Origin of the sequence: Holdemania sp. Marseille-P2844 (assembly GCF_900120005.1) — a bacterium.
Lineage (GTDB): Bacteria > Bacillota_I > Bacilli_A > Erysipelotrichales > Erysipelotrichaceae > Holdemania.
This window is the reverse complement of record NZ_LT635451.1, coordinates 358932-376349: the sequence shown is the minus strand read 5'-3', so window position 1 is coordinate 376349 and position 17418 is coordinate 358932. Positions and strand designations below refer to the sequence as shown.

The following is a 17418-nucleotide window of genomic DNA, read 5'->3' as shown; positions in this document are numbered from 1 at the left end:
CTCTTTAGTTAATCGTTAAACGTGTAGAACTGGATATGAAACGAACCCTGCATCTGCTTTTCTTTCTCGTTCACCGACAGAGACGTAATCGAAATGACCTGCGGCAGCTGCTGGATCTTATCCATCGCGCCGATCATCTGATCCATCGAACCAGTGACCGTGAAATCCGCTTCCACCATCAGCACGACGCTTAATGCCTGTTCGCTGCCGGGAAGCATCGCATAGGTCAGATCCGAGATCGTCAGAGAATCCCATTGTTTGATAAAATCGGCCATCGTTTCATACAGGTATTCGTCTTTCAATTCCGAATACTTCGGCGGCACGAAGCGGTCGGCCAGATTCTGCAGCTGAACCGCCAGATCCACATGATCCTGATTCAAGGCGTCCAGCATGTCGATCATCAGCTGCTGCTGCGCCAGCTCGTCTTCAATCTGAGCGCGCTCGCTGACTAAATCCTCATGTTTTTGCTGCATCGGGGTCAAAATAAACTGAATGCCAATCACGTTCAATAACATAAACGCCAGGACGACCAGTAAGATTTTCTCACGTTCAGAGAGTTTCATTCCGCGTCCACCCCTTTCAGCGTCAATGTGATCAGGAAATTGTAGTTCTTCTTGCTTTCGTTATAGGTAAAGCCGGTATAATTCACATCCGCAAACCAGTTTGTCGAACGCAGATCCTGCGCGTATTGAGATGGGGAAAGCCGGCTGCCTGCCGTACAGGTCAGCTGAACGGCCAGACCATCCTGAACCTGCAGTCCGCTGATCGCGACGTCCTTGGGACGCAGCGCCTGAATCTGCTCGAACAGCGTCTTGGAAAACTGTTCAGTCTGTTCGCTGTACTGCAGCACCTGAAGCGCGTCTTCAATCTGCTGACGGGTCAGCGTATTTTCACTCGACAGCATCAGCGCGTCGTCATACTGCTGCAGCCGCTCGGGCAGCTGCAGCTGCGCCTGCACCTGCCTGATCGCGTTGTCCTCAATCTGATTCAAAGCGAATTGCCGATAGCAAAGGATCGCAAGAAGGAAGGCGTTAACGACAAACAGCCCGAGAATCACGCGCAGGCTGCGGCGCCGTTGGTAAGCCTCGGTATAGCGCTGATGATCAATTCCCCTGAACAGGTCGTAAGGCCGCGCCAGCATCGCCAGACCATATACCGCGCAGACCTGCGAGGAAACCTCGGATGCGCTCAAGCCGCTGACTGCCGGGAAGATCTCGGTCGGCAGCCGCAGCAGCTGCGTCAGCTCGCCGGCGATTGACTCGGCGTTCTCCGGCACACCGACCCGCACCAGCTCCACGGGCGAATCGGGATTCTTAATCCGCTGGAATTGGACAAGCTGGGAAATCCGCTCGTTCATGACGGCCAGCGGCGTCTGATTGCGATCAAAGCGGAACACGTTGGAAAACATGAAGCGGCCGTTATTGAATAAAACCGACGTGCAGACTTCGTCCGAACACCACGAATAAATCGCGGTCTTTTCTTCATTTAACCGCATTCCCGCCTGGATTAACGCCAGCGTCGAGGTGATCATCCGCTGCGGCTTGAGGCCCGCCGCTTTCAGCGCTTTGCTGTAAGTATCGCCATACGACTGCGGGACGACGACCGTCAGACTTTCGCTGCCGTTTTCCGCCTGCGGCAAAATCGCGTAATCAACGGTATTTTCTGTGATGTTGCCGATCTGGCGGGCCAAATTGAAATAGAGGTTCTTTTCCAATGCCTTCGCCTTGAGTTTCGGCGTTTCGATCTGACGGTAGATCACCGCCGTGCTGTCGGCAATCACCGTTACTTTTTTGCCTTTGAGTCCCAGCTCGGAAACCATCGTTTTCGCCCATTGGGCAAAGGCTTCCTCATTCTGGATAAAGCCGTTGATCAATAAACCTTCGGGAATCGCGCAGGAATGCGTGCGCTGAACCTCCAGCGCATGTTTTTTTGCTTTTCCCCAAACCACAACGGCATGCCGCTGCATAATATGCAATAGTATCATAATGCTTCCCCCTGCTATGCGATCATCCCGTAGGAATCATAAATTGGCATGATGATGGAAATAATAACGAAGAAGATGATGATCGCCAGAATCACGATCATGATCGGCTCCATCAGCGCGACCATCTTCTGCGTCGCGTTGTCCGCTTCCGTATCGTAATAATCCGAGATTGAATTCAGCACTTCCTCCAGCGATCCGGATTCCTCGCCGACATACATCATCGAGTTCAGCAAGGGATCGAACGCTTCAGAAGCTTCAATCGAACGGGAGAGCATCTCACCCCGCCGCACCCGTTCACAGATCCAGTTCACCTTTTCGGTAAAATAGCTGTTATTTAAGACGTCGCCGGATACCTGCAGCGAATCAATGACGGAAATTCCGCTGGAATACAGCGAGGAAAACGTCCGCGCAAACCGCGAGGTCGCAACGATCCGGTTCAGCGTTCCAAACACCGGAAATTTTACTTTAATCTCATCGAAGCCCCGGCGGATTGCCGGCACTTTCAAGGCCATCCGGAAACCGAGGATCGCCACCAGCACGCCTAAGAGCAGAAACGGCCAGTAAGCGACGATGAAATTGCTCATGGAGATCAGCAGCAGCGTATTCCACGGCAGCTCCATATCCCCGACCATGCTCAAAAAGCTCGGCACAACGGAAGTCATCAGCGCAAGGATGACGGCAACGGTCACCACCAGCAGCATAATCGGATAGATTAAAGCAGAGGTGACCTTGTTGCGCAGCTTATATTCTTTGTCGTAATGCCCCGCCATGCGCTCCATGACCGAATCCAGCGTTCCGTTCATCTCTCCAGCCTGCACCAGATAGATCAACAGCGGCGGAAACGCCTGCTGACATTGCTTCATCGCCAGCGTCAGCGAAGAGCCTTTGCGCACTTCCTCGACCAGCTGAGCATACAGCTTCTTCATTTTCTTCTTATCACTTTTCTGCCGCAGCATTTCCAGGGCGTTGACTAACGGAATCCCTGAGCTTAACATCGCTGACAGCTGCTTGCACATCAGAGAAAGCTCCTGATTTTTCGGTTTTACCGTCTGGGTTTCCCATTGTGCCTTGCGGTGGGCGTTGAGACAATACAGCCCTTCGTTATTCAACAGCGAGTAGAGATGCACGACGTCTTCCGCCCGCTTCTCGCCCCGTACTTTTTTCCTTCGTTGTTCACTGCCGTATAAAGATAGGACTCCATTCAACACACATCCTTCATTTCGGTTAGATCATTTTTATTATTATATCATCTTTAAGGATGTCTGCCCAGAATTCAGCCGTAAACTTCTAACATTTTTAAAGGAGAGAGACTATGCGTATTGACTTAAATCTGATTCAGGAGCTTCAACAGAAAAATATTGAACTGCAGCGGCGGGTGACGATGGCGCCGTACACGTCGTTTCATATCGGCGGGCCGGCGGAGTTAGTCGCACTGCCCGACACTGCTGCCAAGCTGCGGGACTGTGTGGTTTGTGCGGCGCGGGCGGAAATTCCCTACCGGATTTTAGGTCAGGCCAGCAACGTTCTGATCCCAACCGCCGGCTATCCGGGGATGATCATCCTGCTGCGGTCCAACTGGGCCGGACTGAGGCGGAAAGGCACGCTGCTGCGGGCGGACGCCGGACTCACGATCAAGCGGCTGTGCAACGGCGCGATGCAGGCGGAATTATCCGGACTGGAACGTTTGTATGGAATTCCCGGCAGCGTCGGGGGCGCGCTGCACAACAACAGCGGTGCTTTCGGCACAGAGCTTTCAGAGATTCTGGAATCCGCCCAGGTTTTAGTCGACGGTGAAGAAAAAACCTTCACCCGCGATCAGCTGCGCTTCGGCTATCGTTCCAGCCTGCTCAATGATCAAAACCATGTGTTAGTCAGCGCCGTCTTTCGTCTGACGCCGGGCCGCCGCCAGGAAATCAAAGCACTCATGGAAGAAACCATGGCCCGCCGCACCGCCAGGCAGCCGCTGGACTATCCCAGCGCCGGCAGTGTGTTTAAGCGCCCCGCCGGTCATTACGCCTCGGCCCTGATCGACCAGTGCGGCCTCAAAGGTAAACAGATCGGCGGCGCGCAGGTTTCGGAAAAACACGCCGGCTTTATCATCAACCGCAATCAGGCTTCCAGCGGCGATGTCACGGCGTTGGTCGCGCACATACAAAAGGAGGTCTTCGATCAGACCTCCGTCGTTCTGGAATGTGAAATTGAAACGCTTTAACGCGCGAATTCTTCCTTGACCTGCCGCAGCAGCTGCGGATCCGAGGCCAGCTCAACCGCGCACATCGCCAGCGCGCTGGCGCCGTTTTCCAACCCTGCGCACCCCTGCGGACTGATCGTCGCGGCCGCCATCTCGCGGGAATGACCTGTCACTTCACATCCGCAGATCTGGATATATCCGTGCAGCGCCGGACAGCGGTAGCTGACCGCGCCGATATCGCTGGAACCGCCCGGCACCTCGTCGACCGGCTGGATGTCGCTTAAGCCCAGTTCGGCATATTGTTTTTCCAGCAATTTGCACAGTGTATAATTGATTTTATTGTCTTCGTACGGACATTCGTACATGCTTGTTTTCAAGGTCGTCCCGGCCATCTGGCAAGCCCCCTCGGCGCACTCCACCGCCCGCTGCGACATCGCCTTCGCCTCCGCCATCGTCGGCGCGCGGAAATAGTATTCCAGCGACGCATAGGCCGGGATGACGTTGGCCGCTTCCCCGCCGTCCTTGACGATTCCGTGAATAAAGCTGCCCGGTTCCATAAACTGCCGCAGCATGTTGATTGCGACAAACGTATTGACCGCCGCGTCCAGCGCGCTGCGGCCTTCCTGCGGGTGGCAGGCGTGTGCGTTTTTGCCAAAGAATTCAAATTTCAGCGGCATCAGCGCGTTGGTTCTGCCGCCCAGCCGGTTTTCCGTGCCCGGATGGATCATCATCGCCGCATCAAGATCGTCGAAGCAGCCCTTCTCGGCCATCCGCACCTTGCCGCCGAAGTTTTCCTCGGCCGGCGTCCCGATTACCCGAACTTCTCCGCCCAGCTGATCGATCACCGCTTTATAAGCGCCGCCCGCCAGCACGCCGATCGCCGCGATCAGGTTGTGGCCGCAGCCGTGGCCGACCTCCGGCAGCGCATCGTATTCGCATAAAAACGCGATTTTCGGTCCCGGCTTTCCAGAATCATAGCGGCCGATGAAGCCGGTCGGAAGCAGATAGCTCCGCTCCACCGCAAACCCCAGCTGTTCCAGTTTTTCGCATAGCAGCGCCATTGATTCAAATTCCTGATCGCCCAGTTCAGGATGCTCATACATCGCCTTGACCAGCTCCATCCCTTCGTCAAGATGCTGCTTAACCCATGTCTTGCATTGTTCTTTCATACCCATTCACCTCATGGTTAAAAATTTATCATGTTCCATCCTGTTTGTCACGTCTTTCCGCTTAAATCCGATCACGATTTCGGATTTCTTTTTCTTTCCGGCAGAGAAAAAGCAGAACATCGTCTCAAAACGAACGCTCTGCTTCATTCTTATTCCACGATCTCGCCCGCCTGCGTCAGCGCCCACTTGGACACGCTCGGACCGATCAGTTCATAAATCAGGGTACCGCACAGGACAACTGCCCGCACGGTTTCCGCGTACTGCGGCACAACGGTCTGCGCGACGACGGTCAGACCAATCGCGACGCCGGCCTGCGGCAATAACGCCCAGCCCAGATACTTCTGCACCGGTTCGCTGGCATGCATGATCTTTGCCCCTGCCCAGGCGCCCAAGAACTTGCCGACCACGCGCATGACGACATAAATGATGCCGACCAGGCCGATCGAAGGCAGGATGCTCAGCTTCAGATCCGCCCCGGAAAGGACGAAGAACGCCATGAAGATCGGCGGCGTCAGGCGGTCGGCAATCGCCATGACCTTGTCGCTTTCGTTAGAGATGTTCGCAAAGACCGCGCCCATCGCCATGCACGTCAGCAGATCCGAGAAGCCAAACGTGCTGGAAACAAACAGCGCAATGAAGATAAACGCGTAGATCAGCGCCTGCCGGTTATCTTCATCATGGAAAAACTTCAGTGGAATCAACATCAGAAAACCCAGAACGGCGCCGCTGCCCAGCGAACCGAGAATCTCGATCACCGGATCCATCAGCTGCATCATCAGATTACCGCTGCCCGGGTTTTCGATCATCTGGGCGATCGCCACCGCGATACCGAAGCCGATTAACGCAACCGCATCGTCCAGCGCGACGACGCTCAGCAGCGTTTCCGTCACCGGCCCCTTCGCACGATACTGGCGGATGACCATGATCGTCGCCGCCGGCGCGGTCGCCGCCGCGATGGCTCCCAGCACAAACGAGAATGCCGGATCAAAACCGAAGGCGATCAGCGAGGCGATAACCAGCACGACCGCCACCATCGCTTCCAGAATCGCGATGACGATCGGCGTCATGCCGACGCGTTTGAAATAGCTGGCCTTGAATTCACTGCCGATTGAAAAGGCGATGAAGCCCAGCGCCACGCTGGAAATAAAGCCGAGCTGACTGAGCGCATCGGCGTGCACAAGATTTAAAATGGATGGACCGACGATCAGACCGCCGATCAGATAGCCGGTGACGTTCGGCATTTTAACCAGCTTCATCAGCCGGCCGAAAACCAATCCCGTCAGCAGCAGGATCGCTAAACTCATTAACTGCTGCATCGTGATTACCCCTTCTTCACAATGCCCTTAACATAGCTGACCGGCACCGTGAAGACGACGCCCGTGTTCGGCTCGTCCAGATTGCCGACGTTCTTTTCGATGATCTGCACCGCGTGTTCGACATCCTCATGATTGAGCACCATGAAGATCGTCTTACTGTTGACCTGCGAGTTGTTTAACAGCGCTCGCAGCGAGCCGAACAGATAATCGTGATCCGCCAACAGCCGCGCCATCCCCGCGCTGTCGATGATCGTCGCGCTGAATTTCTTTTCGTTCGATAAGTCTTTCAGCAGCTGATCTAATTTATCAATCTGATTCATGACAAAAAATAATAATTCCATACAACGTCCCTCTTTTCTTAAAACCTGTTTTATTATAGCACCGGTTTTCTGTTTGACAAGGAATTTCCCCGCAAGAAAACCGCAGATTTGGGAATACTGGAAACGAGGTGATTTTTTTGGAAAAATCAAGCGCTTTCACCGTCGAGTTCTCCGCCGATCTGCACCGGCGGCTGCCGATTGAGGAGAGCTTTGACTGCGTCAGCACCGTCTTTGATCTCAAGCAAGGTCAGGGCGAGCTGATCTTTATCGACGGCTTCGCCAAGGACGAAGTAATGGAGAAAATCATGGAGCACATGATGAAGCTGGATCCGCTGGCGGAGGCTTCCATCAGCGGCTGGCTGGCCCGACAGATCCCCTATCTGGAAGTGGAAGGCACGACCGATCTGGCCAAAGCGGTTGACGCCGTGTTGAGCGGAACGTTGTTGTTTCTGGCCGAGGGCGCGCAGGAAGCGGTGCTGATCGACGCCCGCAGCTATCCGGTGCGCTCGATGCAGGAACCGGAGGATGACCGCGTGCTGCGCGGCTCGCGTGATGCATTCGTTGAAACGCTTATCTTCAATACTGCTTTGATCCGCCGGCGGATCCGCGATCCGAAACTGATCTATGAATATGTTCAGGTTGGCAGCCGGTCCAAAACCGATGTCGTGCTGTGCTATCTGCGCGACAAGGTTGATCGAAAACTGCTGGAGAAAGTACGGACGAAACTGAATGACACCGAGGTTGACGGTCTGAGTCTGTCTCAGGAAAGTCTGGCGGAATGTCTGCTACCCAGGCAATGGCTCAACCCACTGCCGCGGATCCGCTTTACCGAGCGCCCCGATACTGCCAGCGCCAGTATCCTTGAAGGCAATCTGATCGTGCTGACAGACAACACGCCCTCGGCGATGATTCTGCCGACGCATTTCTTCGATTTCTTTCAGGAAGCCAATGATTATTACTTTCCGCCTTTGATCGGAACGTATTTAAAACTGGTGCGGATCCTGATCTTTTTCCTGACGTTATTCTTTACGCCCTGCTGGTATCTGGCGCTGCGCTGTCCCTGGCTGCTGCCGGAAAATCTGCATTTCATCCTGATCGAACAAAGTGCCGCAATTCCGGTATTAGCGCAGCTGTTGATCATTGAGGTGATGATCGACGGTCTGCGGCTGGCGTCGTTAAACACCCCTTCGTCTTTATCCAGCGCCTTCAGCATCCTCGGCGCAGTGATCTTGGGCGAATATGCCGTCAGCACCGGCTGGTTTAACGGCGAGGTCATTTTATATATGGCCTTTGTGGCGCTGAGCAATTATGCCCAGCCCAGCTTTGAACTGGGGTACAGCTTCAAATTCTTCCGGATGAGCTTGTTGATTCTGATCGCGCTGTTCGGCCCGTGGGGGCTGGTTGTGGGAACTGCCGCAATCATCGTGCTGATGCTGAAGACCGACACATTGTCAGGCAACTACTGCTATCCGCTTTATCCCTACGACGGCACAAAGCTGCGCTCGCTGCTTTTGCGCAAACCGGCGGACCATCGCCATCCCGGACAAAAACAATAAATTATTTTCCTTCATTTTCTCTGGAATCAAACGGCTGCGGCATGGATCACTCTCCCATGCCGCAGTCTTATCTTATTCGTTCATTTCATTCTTCAAGACGGAACAAAGCGGCTCCAAGGCGTTCGGATCGCACCAGTCGCAAGCCCCCCGCCCTTCGCTTTCCAGCATTGCCCGTGCCCAGGGCTTTAGAGTAGCCGGATCTTTTTTAAGCAGTGATTTTTTCAGCATCCGGCACAGCGTGCGGTCCATAAAATTCATCTGCTGCTCATCATAACGCCCCCGGCCGTAAAATAACGCCGCATCCGGCAGCCTTTCGTTCAGCCAATGCTGCATCCGATTCAGTTCGTCCGCATCCGCCGGACTGGCGCCCACCGCGAACACGGCGATCATCTTCCCGTTTAAACGCGCCCGGTGTTTTTTCAGAAAATCTACGCCGGCCATCGTTCCAGCATACACGCCGCCCACCAGCACGATCTTTGCATAACGATCAAAATTCTGCGGATCAAAATTTTTTGTTTCCGCCAGATCGCTGGCTATCCGTTCCGCCAGCCACCTGGCATATTGCCGCGAAGCGCCATACTTTGATTGAACCAGAACCAGAACTTTTTTCATGCCCGTTCTCCTTCCAGCGCGTCGATCCCCGCCGCTAATTTAACCAAAAGCTGAAAAAGCTGTTCCGTTTCCGCTTCGCTGAAATCCGCGAACAACGTCGCCAGCCGCTGTTGGAACAAAGTGCTCAGCGAATTAAAATAAGCCTCCAGCGCCGGCGTGGGTTCAATCCGTGAGGCGCGGCTGTCTGCGGCGTCAGGATGCACGCGGACAAATCCTTTGCGCTGCAGCGCTTCCGCCAGCTTTTTCACATTCTGACGCGAACAGCCTGACAATTTGCCTGACTGCGTGAGGGTCAGCTGCTGATCAGACTGCCGGACCATTGTTAAAAGCATGAACTGTTTCAACGTAACCTGCGGTATTTCATGATCAAAAACTGTTTGAAGCCGGTTCGCGGCGATCATCAGCTGGCTGAAGATCGCTTTTCGCTGATGTTCGGGCATATCGGAAAAGCGCCTCACCAAATCGGAAATTTCCATGTTGTTCTCCTTTTACAGGTAACAAGTTACCTTTCTTGTTTCATTGTAACAAGCCGCGGCGCAGCTGTCAATCGCCGCCGGCACGCTTCAAGACGGCAAGGAATAGGGTAGAGGGAAAATAAATTTCGCCCCTCCCATTGCACCGTACGTACGGATCTCGTATACGGCGCTACATATGTATTGCTGTCACGAATAACTTAGATAGTACTCTAAAGGATTGACTAAGCCTTGTCTTTCCTTTTTCTTTATGGCTAGTATTCTGGGATTTAAGATGTAGTTTACCACATTCATTCCACATCTTCGATACCATCCTAGTCTTGAATTTGCTACTTTAAATATGTCTTCCTCTGTAAAGGAAAAATTTTGCAGTTTATTCAGTCTTTGCAGATTTATATAAATCCGTTTCGGTATCTTCCATTGCTTAATAATAACCACTCTTATTTTGTGTCTTAACCATTGTCCGAATTTATCCAAGAATTGTTTCATACTTCCGATACGGAAATAGTTTATCCATCCTCGTATAATTTGGTTTATTCTTTTAAATGTCTCTGCTAATGGTCTTGCTACTGCGTGTTTCCGTTTTAGTATTTCTTTGATTTTCATGCATAACTTCGCTTTCCTGTTATCGCTTGGCCTACACTTCCATCCCATACTTCCTTTCCAGAACGTAAAACCTAGAAAATTACTTTTCGTCGGTCTTACGATTTTGGTCTTTGTCGCACTCACTTTTAAGAATAGTTTTCTTTCTAGCCACCATGTGATTGATTTCATTACTCTTTCTGCTGCCATTTCGCTCTTTACGAAGATGTTACCATCATCAGCGTACCTCACAAAGCGCAGCCCTCTCTCTTCAAGTTCTTTATCAAGCTTATCTAAATATATATTTGATAGTACTGGACTGAGTGGTCCTCCTTGTGGTACTCCTGCTTCATTTGGACTTACTAGTCCATCTTCCATAACTCCTGCTTTTAAGAACGAACGTATCAGATGCAGTATTTCTCTTTCATTCACATGTTCTCTAAGTATTGAGATTAACTTGTCATGATGTACTGTATCGAAATATTTTTCTATATCTATGTCAATAACCCATTCGTATCCTTCGTTTAGATATTCTAATACTTGTTCCATCGCATTATGTGCACTTCTATTGGGGCGAAACCCATAACTGTTTTCACTGAAATGTGGTTCATATATTTCGCTCAGTATCTGCGCTAATGCTTGTTGTATTACTCTATCTGTTACTGTCGGTATACCTAGCGGTCTTTGCTTTCCATCTGCTTTTGGTATATAGACTCTCCTTACTGGCTTTGGTTTATATTTCATATTCATGATTGCGGTTATAATTTCCTCTCCATGTATTTCAAAATATTTGTCAATTTCTTCCACCATCATGTTATCAACACCCGGTGCGCCTTTGTTACTCTTGACTTTCTTTATCGCCAGTTCCATATTTCTTTTACTTAGCATCTTTTCTATCAATCTCATTCGCTGTTCCTCCTCTACTCGTAGATTTATCCAAGACCATCCCCACTACTTTCCTCATCAATGATTACGATTCATTGTTTCAGAGTATCCTCATTTTCGGATTGCTTGAACATTTTCTCATAGTGATTCACACTATACATACATTAAGTCCTTCGTTATCTAGGCTGGATAACTAATATGACCTCAGCTGACTTCTTGTGATAAACCTTTTTCGACCGATGCTACCATCCCTGATTTTAAAGTTTATTGGACTTCATCGTTCACAAGACCTCCCGGGGTAAGACATACATCTCTTTCCTATCTTCACAAGTTCCTGATTTACTGTCTTGGTTTTACGTTTACCTTTTGGACTTTGGTTTGTTTCGCAACCTTATCCACCATTTAGCCTCATCAGGTTTCTGTTCGTAACCTCGAAGATTTTGCTACACCACTTCCTTCACCCTTAACATCACTGCTAACGACTTGTGGTTCACTACACTTGGCGGTAAATACCCGTGGTTGGATTTTCACCAACTAGATGTATGCCATGCCCGGCACACGAAAAAAAACGCAGGCCCTCGTTCACGGCGCCTGCGTCAAAACTGATCTTTATTTTGAAACAAATACTGACAAACATTTCAGTCAACCTGTCAGGAATGTTCCGAAGCACACTTTTCCTGCGGCGCAGACGCCGCAAGCGGAAGCGCAAACCAGAACACCGAGCCCTGACCGACCTGGGAGCGCACGCCGTATCGTGCCTGGTGCAGCTCCAGAATTTCCCGCACAATCGCCAGTCCGATTCCACTGCCGGCGCTGGAACGCTTATGCGTCTTATCAATCTTGTAATACCGGTCCCAGATATAGTTCAGCTTGTCTTCGCTGATCCCTTCGCCATGATCTTCCACTTCCACGCGCACCTGACCATCGACGATTGTCTGACGAATTACAATCCGTTTATCCTCCAGCGAGTAGTTGATCGCGTTGTTAATGAAATTATACAAGACCTGACCTAAACGATCCGGGTCGGCGTTGACCACAACAGATTCGGTGTGTTGAAACTGAATATCAAAGCCGTCCTGTGTCGTAAACTTTTCATATCGGTGCAGCACCGTTTCGATCAACTGCGTCAGATCAAAATTTCGGGCATGCAGCTCTATCTTCTTTTCCTGCAGCTTCGACAGATCCAGCAGATCATTGACCAGATTGGAAAGCCGGTGCGCTTCGTCGATGATAACCTGAACATTTTCAGGCGTGTTTTCACCCGGAAGATCGCGCATCATTTCGCCATATCCGCTGATCATGGTCAGCGGCGTGCGCAGATCATGCGAGACGTTGGCAATCAGATCCCGGCGCATCTGATCTACTTCCTTCAGCTTGCGCGTCGTGTGATTCATCGTATCATTAAGCTGTGTGATTTCCTTATACCCCCGGCCGGTGAAGACAATATCATAATTTCCCTCCGCCATCTGCCGGGCGCTCTGATTGATGTTGACGATCGGTTTGACAATCTTGCGGGACATCAGATAGGCCAGTCCCAGCGAAGCGATGATGACGATCAGCGCGATATAGCTGAGCTGCGTGCGCAGCGTTTCCGTCGTCGCATTGACCGGTGAGATATGCGTATTGACCATAATGATCGTTTTCAGCGCGCTGTTGTCCTCAACAATTTTAAAGTAAATCAAATTCCGCGATCCTTGTTTATTCGAAAAAAGCAAACTCCCGTTGGGCAGTTCACTGACAACCTGCTCCGACTGAATATCCAGATAATCGCCGCCATTGGCCTCCGCTAACGCGATGTAATGAGCGATATCGCTGTTCTTGAGATTATAGATCTGGCAGCCCATCGTATTGGTCGTCTGAATCTGATAGATGCCCTGCAGCACGCGGATGCACGCGTCGTTCTGGCGGGCCTGCTGGGCGACAATTTCCGTAAACTTCTCGCTCTGCAGATTCGCCGCCAGCGTATTGCCGATCTTTTCAATGCCCTCGATCTTAAACCGCTGATAGAAACTGTCCAGAAAAACGACCTGAAACAGCCATAGCAGCGCTAACAGCGCGATCACAAACGCCAGAAGATATTTAACGAGCTTCCATTGCAGACTAGTTTCCGTTTTCAAAACGATAGCCTACCCCTCTGAGCGTCGTAATGTAGCGGCTGTATTCCCGCAGATTCTTACGCAGCAGCTTGATATGCGTGTCCAACGTCCGCTCATCGCCGAAAAAGTCATAGCCCCAGACATTCTGAAGCAGCTTCTCCCGCGTCAGCGCAATCCCGCGGTTTTTAACGAGATAGAATAACAGATCATATTCCTTCGGCGATAAATTCAGTTTCTCATCCTTGATCTTCACAATCCGCCCGGTAAAGTCGATCGTCAGATCGTTGATCTTGATCAGCTCTTTTTTCTCGCTCTGGGAGGTCCGCTTTAAAATCGCGTGAATCCGCATCATCAGCTCCTTCGGCGAGAACGGCTTGACAACGTAATCGTCGACGCCCAAATCGAATCCATGAATTTTATCGTATTCCTCGCCCAATGCCGACAACAGAATAACCGGTACGGTTTCATGCGTTTTGCGGATTTCCCGGCACGCTGAAAAACCGTCCAGATTCGGCATCATGATATCCATGACGATCAGATCATAGTTTTCCTTCAGCGCCTTGTCGACCGCTTCCAGACCGTCGCAGGCTTCATCCACCGCAAAGCCCTCGTATTCAGCATATTTGCGGATCATCTCGCGAATCCGCTGCTCGTCGTCGACCACCAAGATTTTGACCATTGGGATGCACCTCCTGATTTCTTTTTTATTTTACCCTGACGATGTGAATTTTAAGTGAATTTTATTCAGGTTGAATTAATGAGCTGACAAATTCCTGCCACTTCTCGTTCTTCTCGATAAAAATTGCCCCCTGACTTTGCCGCTGGGAATCATAATAGGTGATCGACAGGAATTCTTCTGAAGAGAGCGGCGCTTTCTGCAGCTGAGTCGGCAGATTCTCGTTCAGCCATTGAGACAGCCGGAGATTAAAACTTTCATAATCCAAATCGGTTTGTTGCCGGATCTGTTCAAGCTGATTGTCGTACATGCTGTAAAAATTCAGAAAGCGCACGTTATCGGCATAGGTTTTTAAAAACTGCTGGTTGACAAACGAACTGTACAGCTGAAATACCGACTGATAACGAAGCAGATCGACATTCTGTTCCGTCCGCTCGCCGTTTTCAAACGAGACCAGCGTCAGGCTTAAAAAGCAATAGGACTCGTCGGACTGACGGCAGGCGATCTGTTTTGTTTCATGCAGCAGATCGGCAAAATTCTGCTGCTGTTGTTCCTGCTGCAGCTGTGCGACCAGCTGATCGACCTCGGCTTTATCCAGACCAGCCGAAATCCCGTTGGCCTCAATCCAGTAGACCGATTGCGGATCGAGGCTGCGGTAAAGCAGCTGATATTGATCGTTGGCGCCTAACCGCGTTTCCAGCTGCGGGATTTGTTCCGGCGCGAAGTTAACGTAGAAATCAGAGTAGCCGCGGTCCTGGTAAAACCGGACGATCATATGAATTGAACCTTCGGTGTATTCGCTGTTGACATTGCTTTGAAAAACCAGCCGGATCAGCTCCGGATCGTCCAGTTTGAGCTGTAAAAGCGCCTCATGCTGACGCGATCCCAGCGTGGAGGCCGGGGCCAGCGCGACAGCGCTGACGTCTTCGATTGAAATCTGCCGCGATGCTTCCCGGCGGACCAGAATCCGCATCGGAAAACGGATCAGTGCCGCGATCGCCACGACCGCCAGAAAACTGATCAGCGTCCTGCGCAGGCTGATGAATTCGCGCCGCGCCAGATAATCGTAAAGATGATATAAAATCAACAAGATTCCGGCATATAAAACTGCCGAAACCCAGTCTTTCATGCCCAGCGTATAGAAAATCGGCACAAACGCCGCAATCCGCACCGCTTCATGCGCGGCTTCGCTGATAAAGGAGGTCTCCGCTACCTCGACCTTGCGCCGGATAAACGCCCAGCTGCCCAGCGCCGAGGCGGCAAGCAGATTGATCAGCATGATCCAGCAGCGGCTGTAACTGAACGCTGTGTGGTTGTTGTAATCCGTCACCCTGAACGACTGACGCATCCCGGAAAGACTGCTGATCAACTGATCGAAAGCGATATATGGCAGCGTATCCACCTTTCCCTCATCCTGCACAATCCGCATGGAATAAGGATTGGTCAGCGTTTCCGTCGCTTTCTGACTTGAATAGTCAACCTGGGACAGCTGATCATAATTGTAAAACTGCGTCTGGAACGTATAGTGGAACCACCCCGGCAATAGCGTCAGCACCGCGACCAGCACAAACTGCACAAACCGGTTGCCGGTCAGCGACACCGCCAGGCAGCAGCACGAATACACCATCATCATGCTTAAGCCCCATAAGATCAGAAACCGGATCACGACGCCATTTTCGACGATCAGCTGCGGATTGCGCAGCAGCGTGACATGCAGCATCAGCGAAGCGATCAAAACGTTGATCAACAGAAAAATCATGCCCCCGGCCCAGTTGGACCAGTACAGCGTTTTGCGCGGGATCGGTGAAGAAAACACAAGGTCGCTTTTCTTTTTGCTGAAAAGAAAATCAAACAGCGTCACGCAGGCCGCGATCGGAAGCAGAAAACAGGCGCAGAGACTGATAATTCCCGAGATTTCGGAAAACGCGACGACCCGGGTCATCCCCGGCGTGCGGCTGAACGAAAAACAGTTGATTAAAATTCCGGCCTGGTAGATGATCATCGCCACCAGAAGCAGTCCCTGCGCGCTGCGGAAGTTCTGCCAGAATACTTTAAAATTAAAGACGGAGCGAATCGAACTCATAGCCGTATCCCTCCATTTCATAAATAAACACTTCTTCCAACGACAGCGGAAGCAGATCAAGGATGATCGGCTGCTTGCTGCGAAGTACGTCGGTGACCAGCTCACGGTCGCCTTTGACGATCATCGTTGCGATCGAACCGCTTTTCTTGTAATACAGCACCTTGAGCTGATGGAATTCATCGCGGTCGAACGTTTTGTCCGGCAGCGCGATCTGAACCTTGAACATCTCGGTTTTCAACGAATCAATGTCGCTTTCAAACATGATCCGGCCTTCTACAAGCAAGCCCATGTGATCGCACAGATCTTCCAGCTCCCGCAGGTTATGCGAGGTTAAAAGGACGGTCGAGCTGCGCTGCGCGACGTCCTCGGACAGCACTGATTTCACCAATGAGCGCATGACCGGATCCAGACCGTCAAACGTTTCGTCAAAGAAGAAATAATGGGCCCGGGTCGACAGCGCCAGAATCAGCGCGCCCTGCCGCTTCATACCCTTGGAGAAATTCTGAATCCGCGCCTCAGTGTCGAGCTTGAAATGATCGCACAGCATCTGAAAGCGATGGCGGTCGAAATGTTCGTACAGACTGGCGTAATAATCGGCCATCATGCGGAAATTGTAGTTGGGAAAAAAGTACAGCTCATCAGGGATGAAGACGATCTCCTTTTTAATTTTCGCGTTGTCAAACACCGCTTCCCCATTGATCTCGGCCTTGCCTTCGCTGGGCTGATACACCCCCGCCAACATCCGTAAAAACGTTGACTTCCCCGCCCCGTTGGCGCCGACCAGCCCATAGATGCTGCCCTCTTTGATAGCACAGTTCATCTGCCGGATCACGGTTTTATTCCGGAATTTCTTGCCGAGATTTTCTGCGATGATCATGCGTTTCCCTGCCTGCGCTTTACGGCAGGTTTTACCCAGCAGGAATCAAACTGTTCCGCAAACAGTTCCATCTGGATGCAATCATACCACTGTCCGCCGATCTTCTTCGCCTGATGATAGCGTCCGCATTCTTGAAAGCCCACCTTTTTGTAACAGGCGATGGCCGGCAGATTATACGAATAGACCTCCAGATGAACGCTGTGGCAGTTTAAAAGATTAAAGCAGTAATCGCATAACAACGCCAGCGCTTCGCTGCCGCAGCCCTGATTGTGATAGTTCCGCTCGCCGATCATAATCCCGACGCTGGCCCACTGATTGATTGGATCCCAGTTCGTAATGCCGCAGGTGCCGATCGGCTGCCTGCTGTCGCGGGCCACGATATAAAAATCCCGGCCGCCCTGCTCCATCTGCTTTAACATTTCAGTTTCCTTATCCAAGGTCATGCTGGTAGCGGCCAGCGTCGTGCCCAGCGTTACCTCCAAATCATTGACCCAATGAACAAGCCGCTCCGCTTCCCGACTGTCCAACGGGGATAAAATGACTTTCTCTCCGATCATTTTCTTGATGTTCATCGCAATCTCCTACCTTTGTTTCTTTC

Annotated in this window: 16 protein-coding genes; 2 read left to right on the top strand and 14 right to left on the bottom strand. The window is 51.4% G+C overall.

The annotated features are described in order from the left end of the window. Nucleotides 1-8: 8 nt before the first annotated feature. From BQ7364_RS08425 to BQ7364_RS08415, 3 genes are read right to left on the bottom strand one after another with little or no spacing between them, the layout of a single operon-like run. On the bottom strand, nt 9-563 hold the full coding sequence (locus BQ7364_RS08425; RefSeq protein WP_072684310.1) for a type II secretion system protein M: 555 nt from the start codon (nt 561-563) through the stop codon (nt 9-11). Continuing rightward, a complete protein-coding gene (gene pilM, locus BQ7364_RS08420; RefSeq protein WP_139248603.1) occupies nt 560-1984 on the bottom strand; it encodes a pilus assembly protein PilM in 1425 nt (474 codons plus the stop codon). Before pilM ends, BQ7364_RS08425 begins: the two co-directional genes overlap by 4 nt. Nucleotides 1985-1998: 14 nt before the next feature. Further along, nucleotides 1999-3192, bottom strand: a complete 1194-nt coding sequence (locus BQ7364_RS08415; RefSeq protein ID WP_139248602.1) for a type II secretion system F family protein — start codon at nt 3190-3192, stop codon at nt 1999-2001. Between the two features lie 104 nt (nt 3193-3296). Between BQ7364_RS08415 and murB the strand changes: the two genes are divergently transcribed. Continuing rightward, nucleotides 3297-4196, top strand: a complete 900-nt coding sequence (murB, locus tag BQ7364_RS08410; RefSeq protein WP_072684307.1) for a UDP-N-acetylmuramate dehydrogenase — start codon at nt 3297-3299, stop codon at nt 4194-4196. Here the strand turns inward: murB and BQ7364_RS08405 are convergent. The 3 genes from BQ7364_RS08405 to BQ7364_RS08395 all read right to left on the bottom strand — a co-directional run bounded on the left by BQ7364_RS08405 (nt 4193) and on the right by BQ7364_RS08395 (nt 7001). After that, nucleotides 4193-5350, bottom strand: coding sequence for a M20 family metallopeptidase (locus BQ7364_RS08405; RefSeq protein WP_072684306.1), 1158 nt, complete (start codon nt 5348-5350; stop codon nt 4193-4195). The genes murB and BQ7364_RS08405 overlap by 4 nt on opposite strands. 143 nt (nt 5351-5493) lie before the next feature. Next, entirely contained in the window at nt 5494-6660 is a 1167-nt protein-coding gene (locus BQ7364_RS08400; RefSeq protein ID WP_072684305.1) for a cation:proton antiporter, read from the bottom strand. 5 nt (nt 6661-6665) lie between these two features. Then, entirely contained in the window at nt 6666-7001 is a 336-nt protein-coding gene (locus BQ7364_RS08395; RefSeq protein ID WP_006059125.1) for a hypothetical protein, read from the bottom strand. Nucleotides 7002-7108: 107 nt separating this feature from the next. Here BQ7364_RS08395 and BQ7364_RS08390 point away from each other — a divergent pair, with 107 nt between their 5' ends. Beyond that, nucleotides 7109-8536 (top strand): spore germination protein, encoded by a 1428-nt coding sequence (locus BQ7364_RS08390; protein WP_083538501.1) that lies wholly within the window; start codon nt 7109-7111, stop codon nt 8534-8536. A gap of 72 nt (nt 8537-8608) precedes the next feature. Here the strand turns inward: BQ7364_RS08390 and BQ7364_RS08385 are convergent, their stop codons facing one another. The 8 genes from BQ7364_RS08385 to BQ7364_RS08345 form a co-directional block, all read right to left on the bottom strand. Next, nucleotides 8609-9148 (bottom strand): flavodoxin domain-containing protein, encoded by a 540-nt coding sequence (locus tag BQ7364_RS08385; protein ID WP_072684303.1) that lies wholly within the window; start codon nt 9146-9148, stop codon nt 8609-8611. After that, the gene (locus tag BQ7364_RS08380) at nt 9145-9624 is read right to left on the bottom strand and encodes a MarR family winged helix-turn-helix transcriptional regulator (RefSeq protein WP_072684302.1); all 480 of its coding nucleotides are present in this window, start codon (nt 9622-9624) and stop codon (nt 9145-9147) included. Before BQ7364_RS08380 ends, BQ7364_RS08385 begins: the two co-directional genes overlap by 4 nt. Before the next feature lie 186 nt (nt 9625-9810). After that, entirely contained in the window at nt 9811-11109 is a 1299-nt protein-coding gene (gene ltrA / locus BQ7364_RS08375) for a group II intron reverse transcriptase/maturase (RefSeq protein ID WP_072683574.1), read from the bottom strand. 629 nt (nt 11110-11738) lie between these two features. Continuing rightward, nucleotides 11739-13205 (bottom strand): sensor histidine kinase, encoded by a 1467-nt coding sequence (locus tag BQ7364_RS08365; protein ID WP_072684301.1) that lies wholly within the window; start codon nt 13203-13205, stop codon nt 11739-11741. Then, on the bottom strand, nt 13189-13863 hold the full coding sequence (locus tag BQ7364_RS08360; protein WP_072684300.1) for a response regulator transcription factor: 675 nt from the start codon (nt 13861-13863) through the stop codon (nt 13189-13191). Before BQ7364_RS08360 ends, BQ7364_RS08365 begins: the two co-directional genes overlap by 17 nt. A gap of 61 nt (nt 13864-13924) precedes the next feature. Beyond that, a complete protein-coding gene (locus BQ7364_RS08355) occupies nt 13925-15943 on the bottom strand; it encodes a hypothetical protein (RefSeq protein WP_072684299.1) in 2019 nt (672 codons plus the stop codon). After that, on the bottom strand, nt 15918-16820 hold the full coding sequence (locus BQ7364_RS08350; protein ID WP_072684298.1) for an ABC transporter ATP-binding protein: 903 nt from the start codon (nt 16818-16820) through the stop codon (nt 15918-15920). Before BQ7364_RS08350 ends, BQ7364_RS08355 begins: the two co-directional genes overlap by 26 nt. Beyond that, entirely contained in the window at nt 16817-17392 is a 576-nt protein-coding gene (locus BQ7364_RS08345) for a GNAT family N-acetyltransferase (protein ID WP_072684297.1), read from the bottom strand. The genes BQ7364_RS08350 and BQ7364_RS08345 overlap by 4 nt, the downstream gene beginning before the upstream one ends. Between the last annotated feature and the right edge of the window lie 26 nt (nt 17393-17418).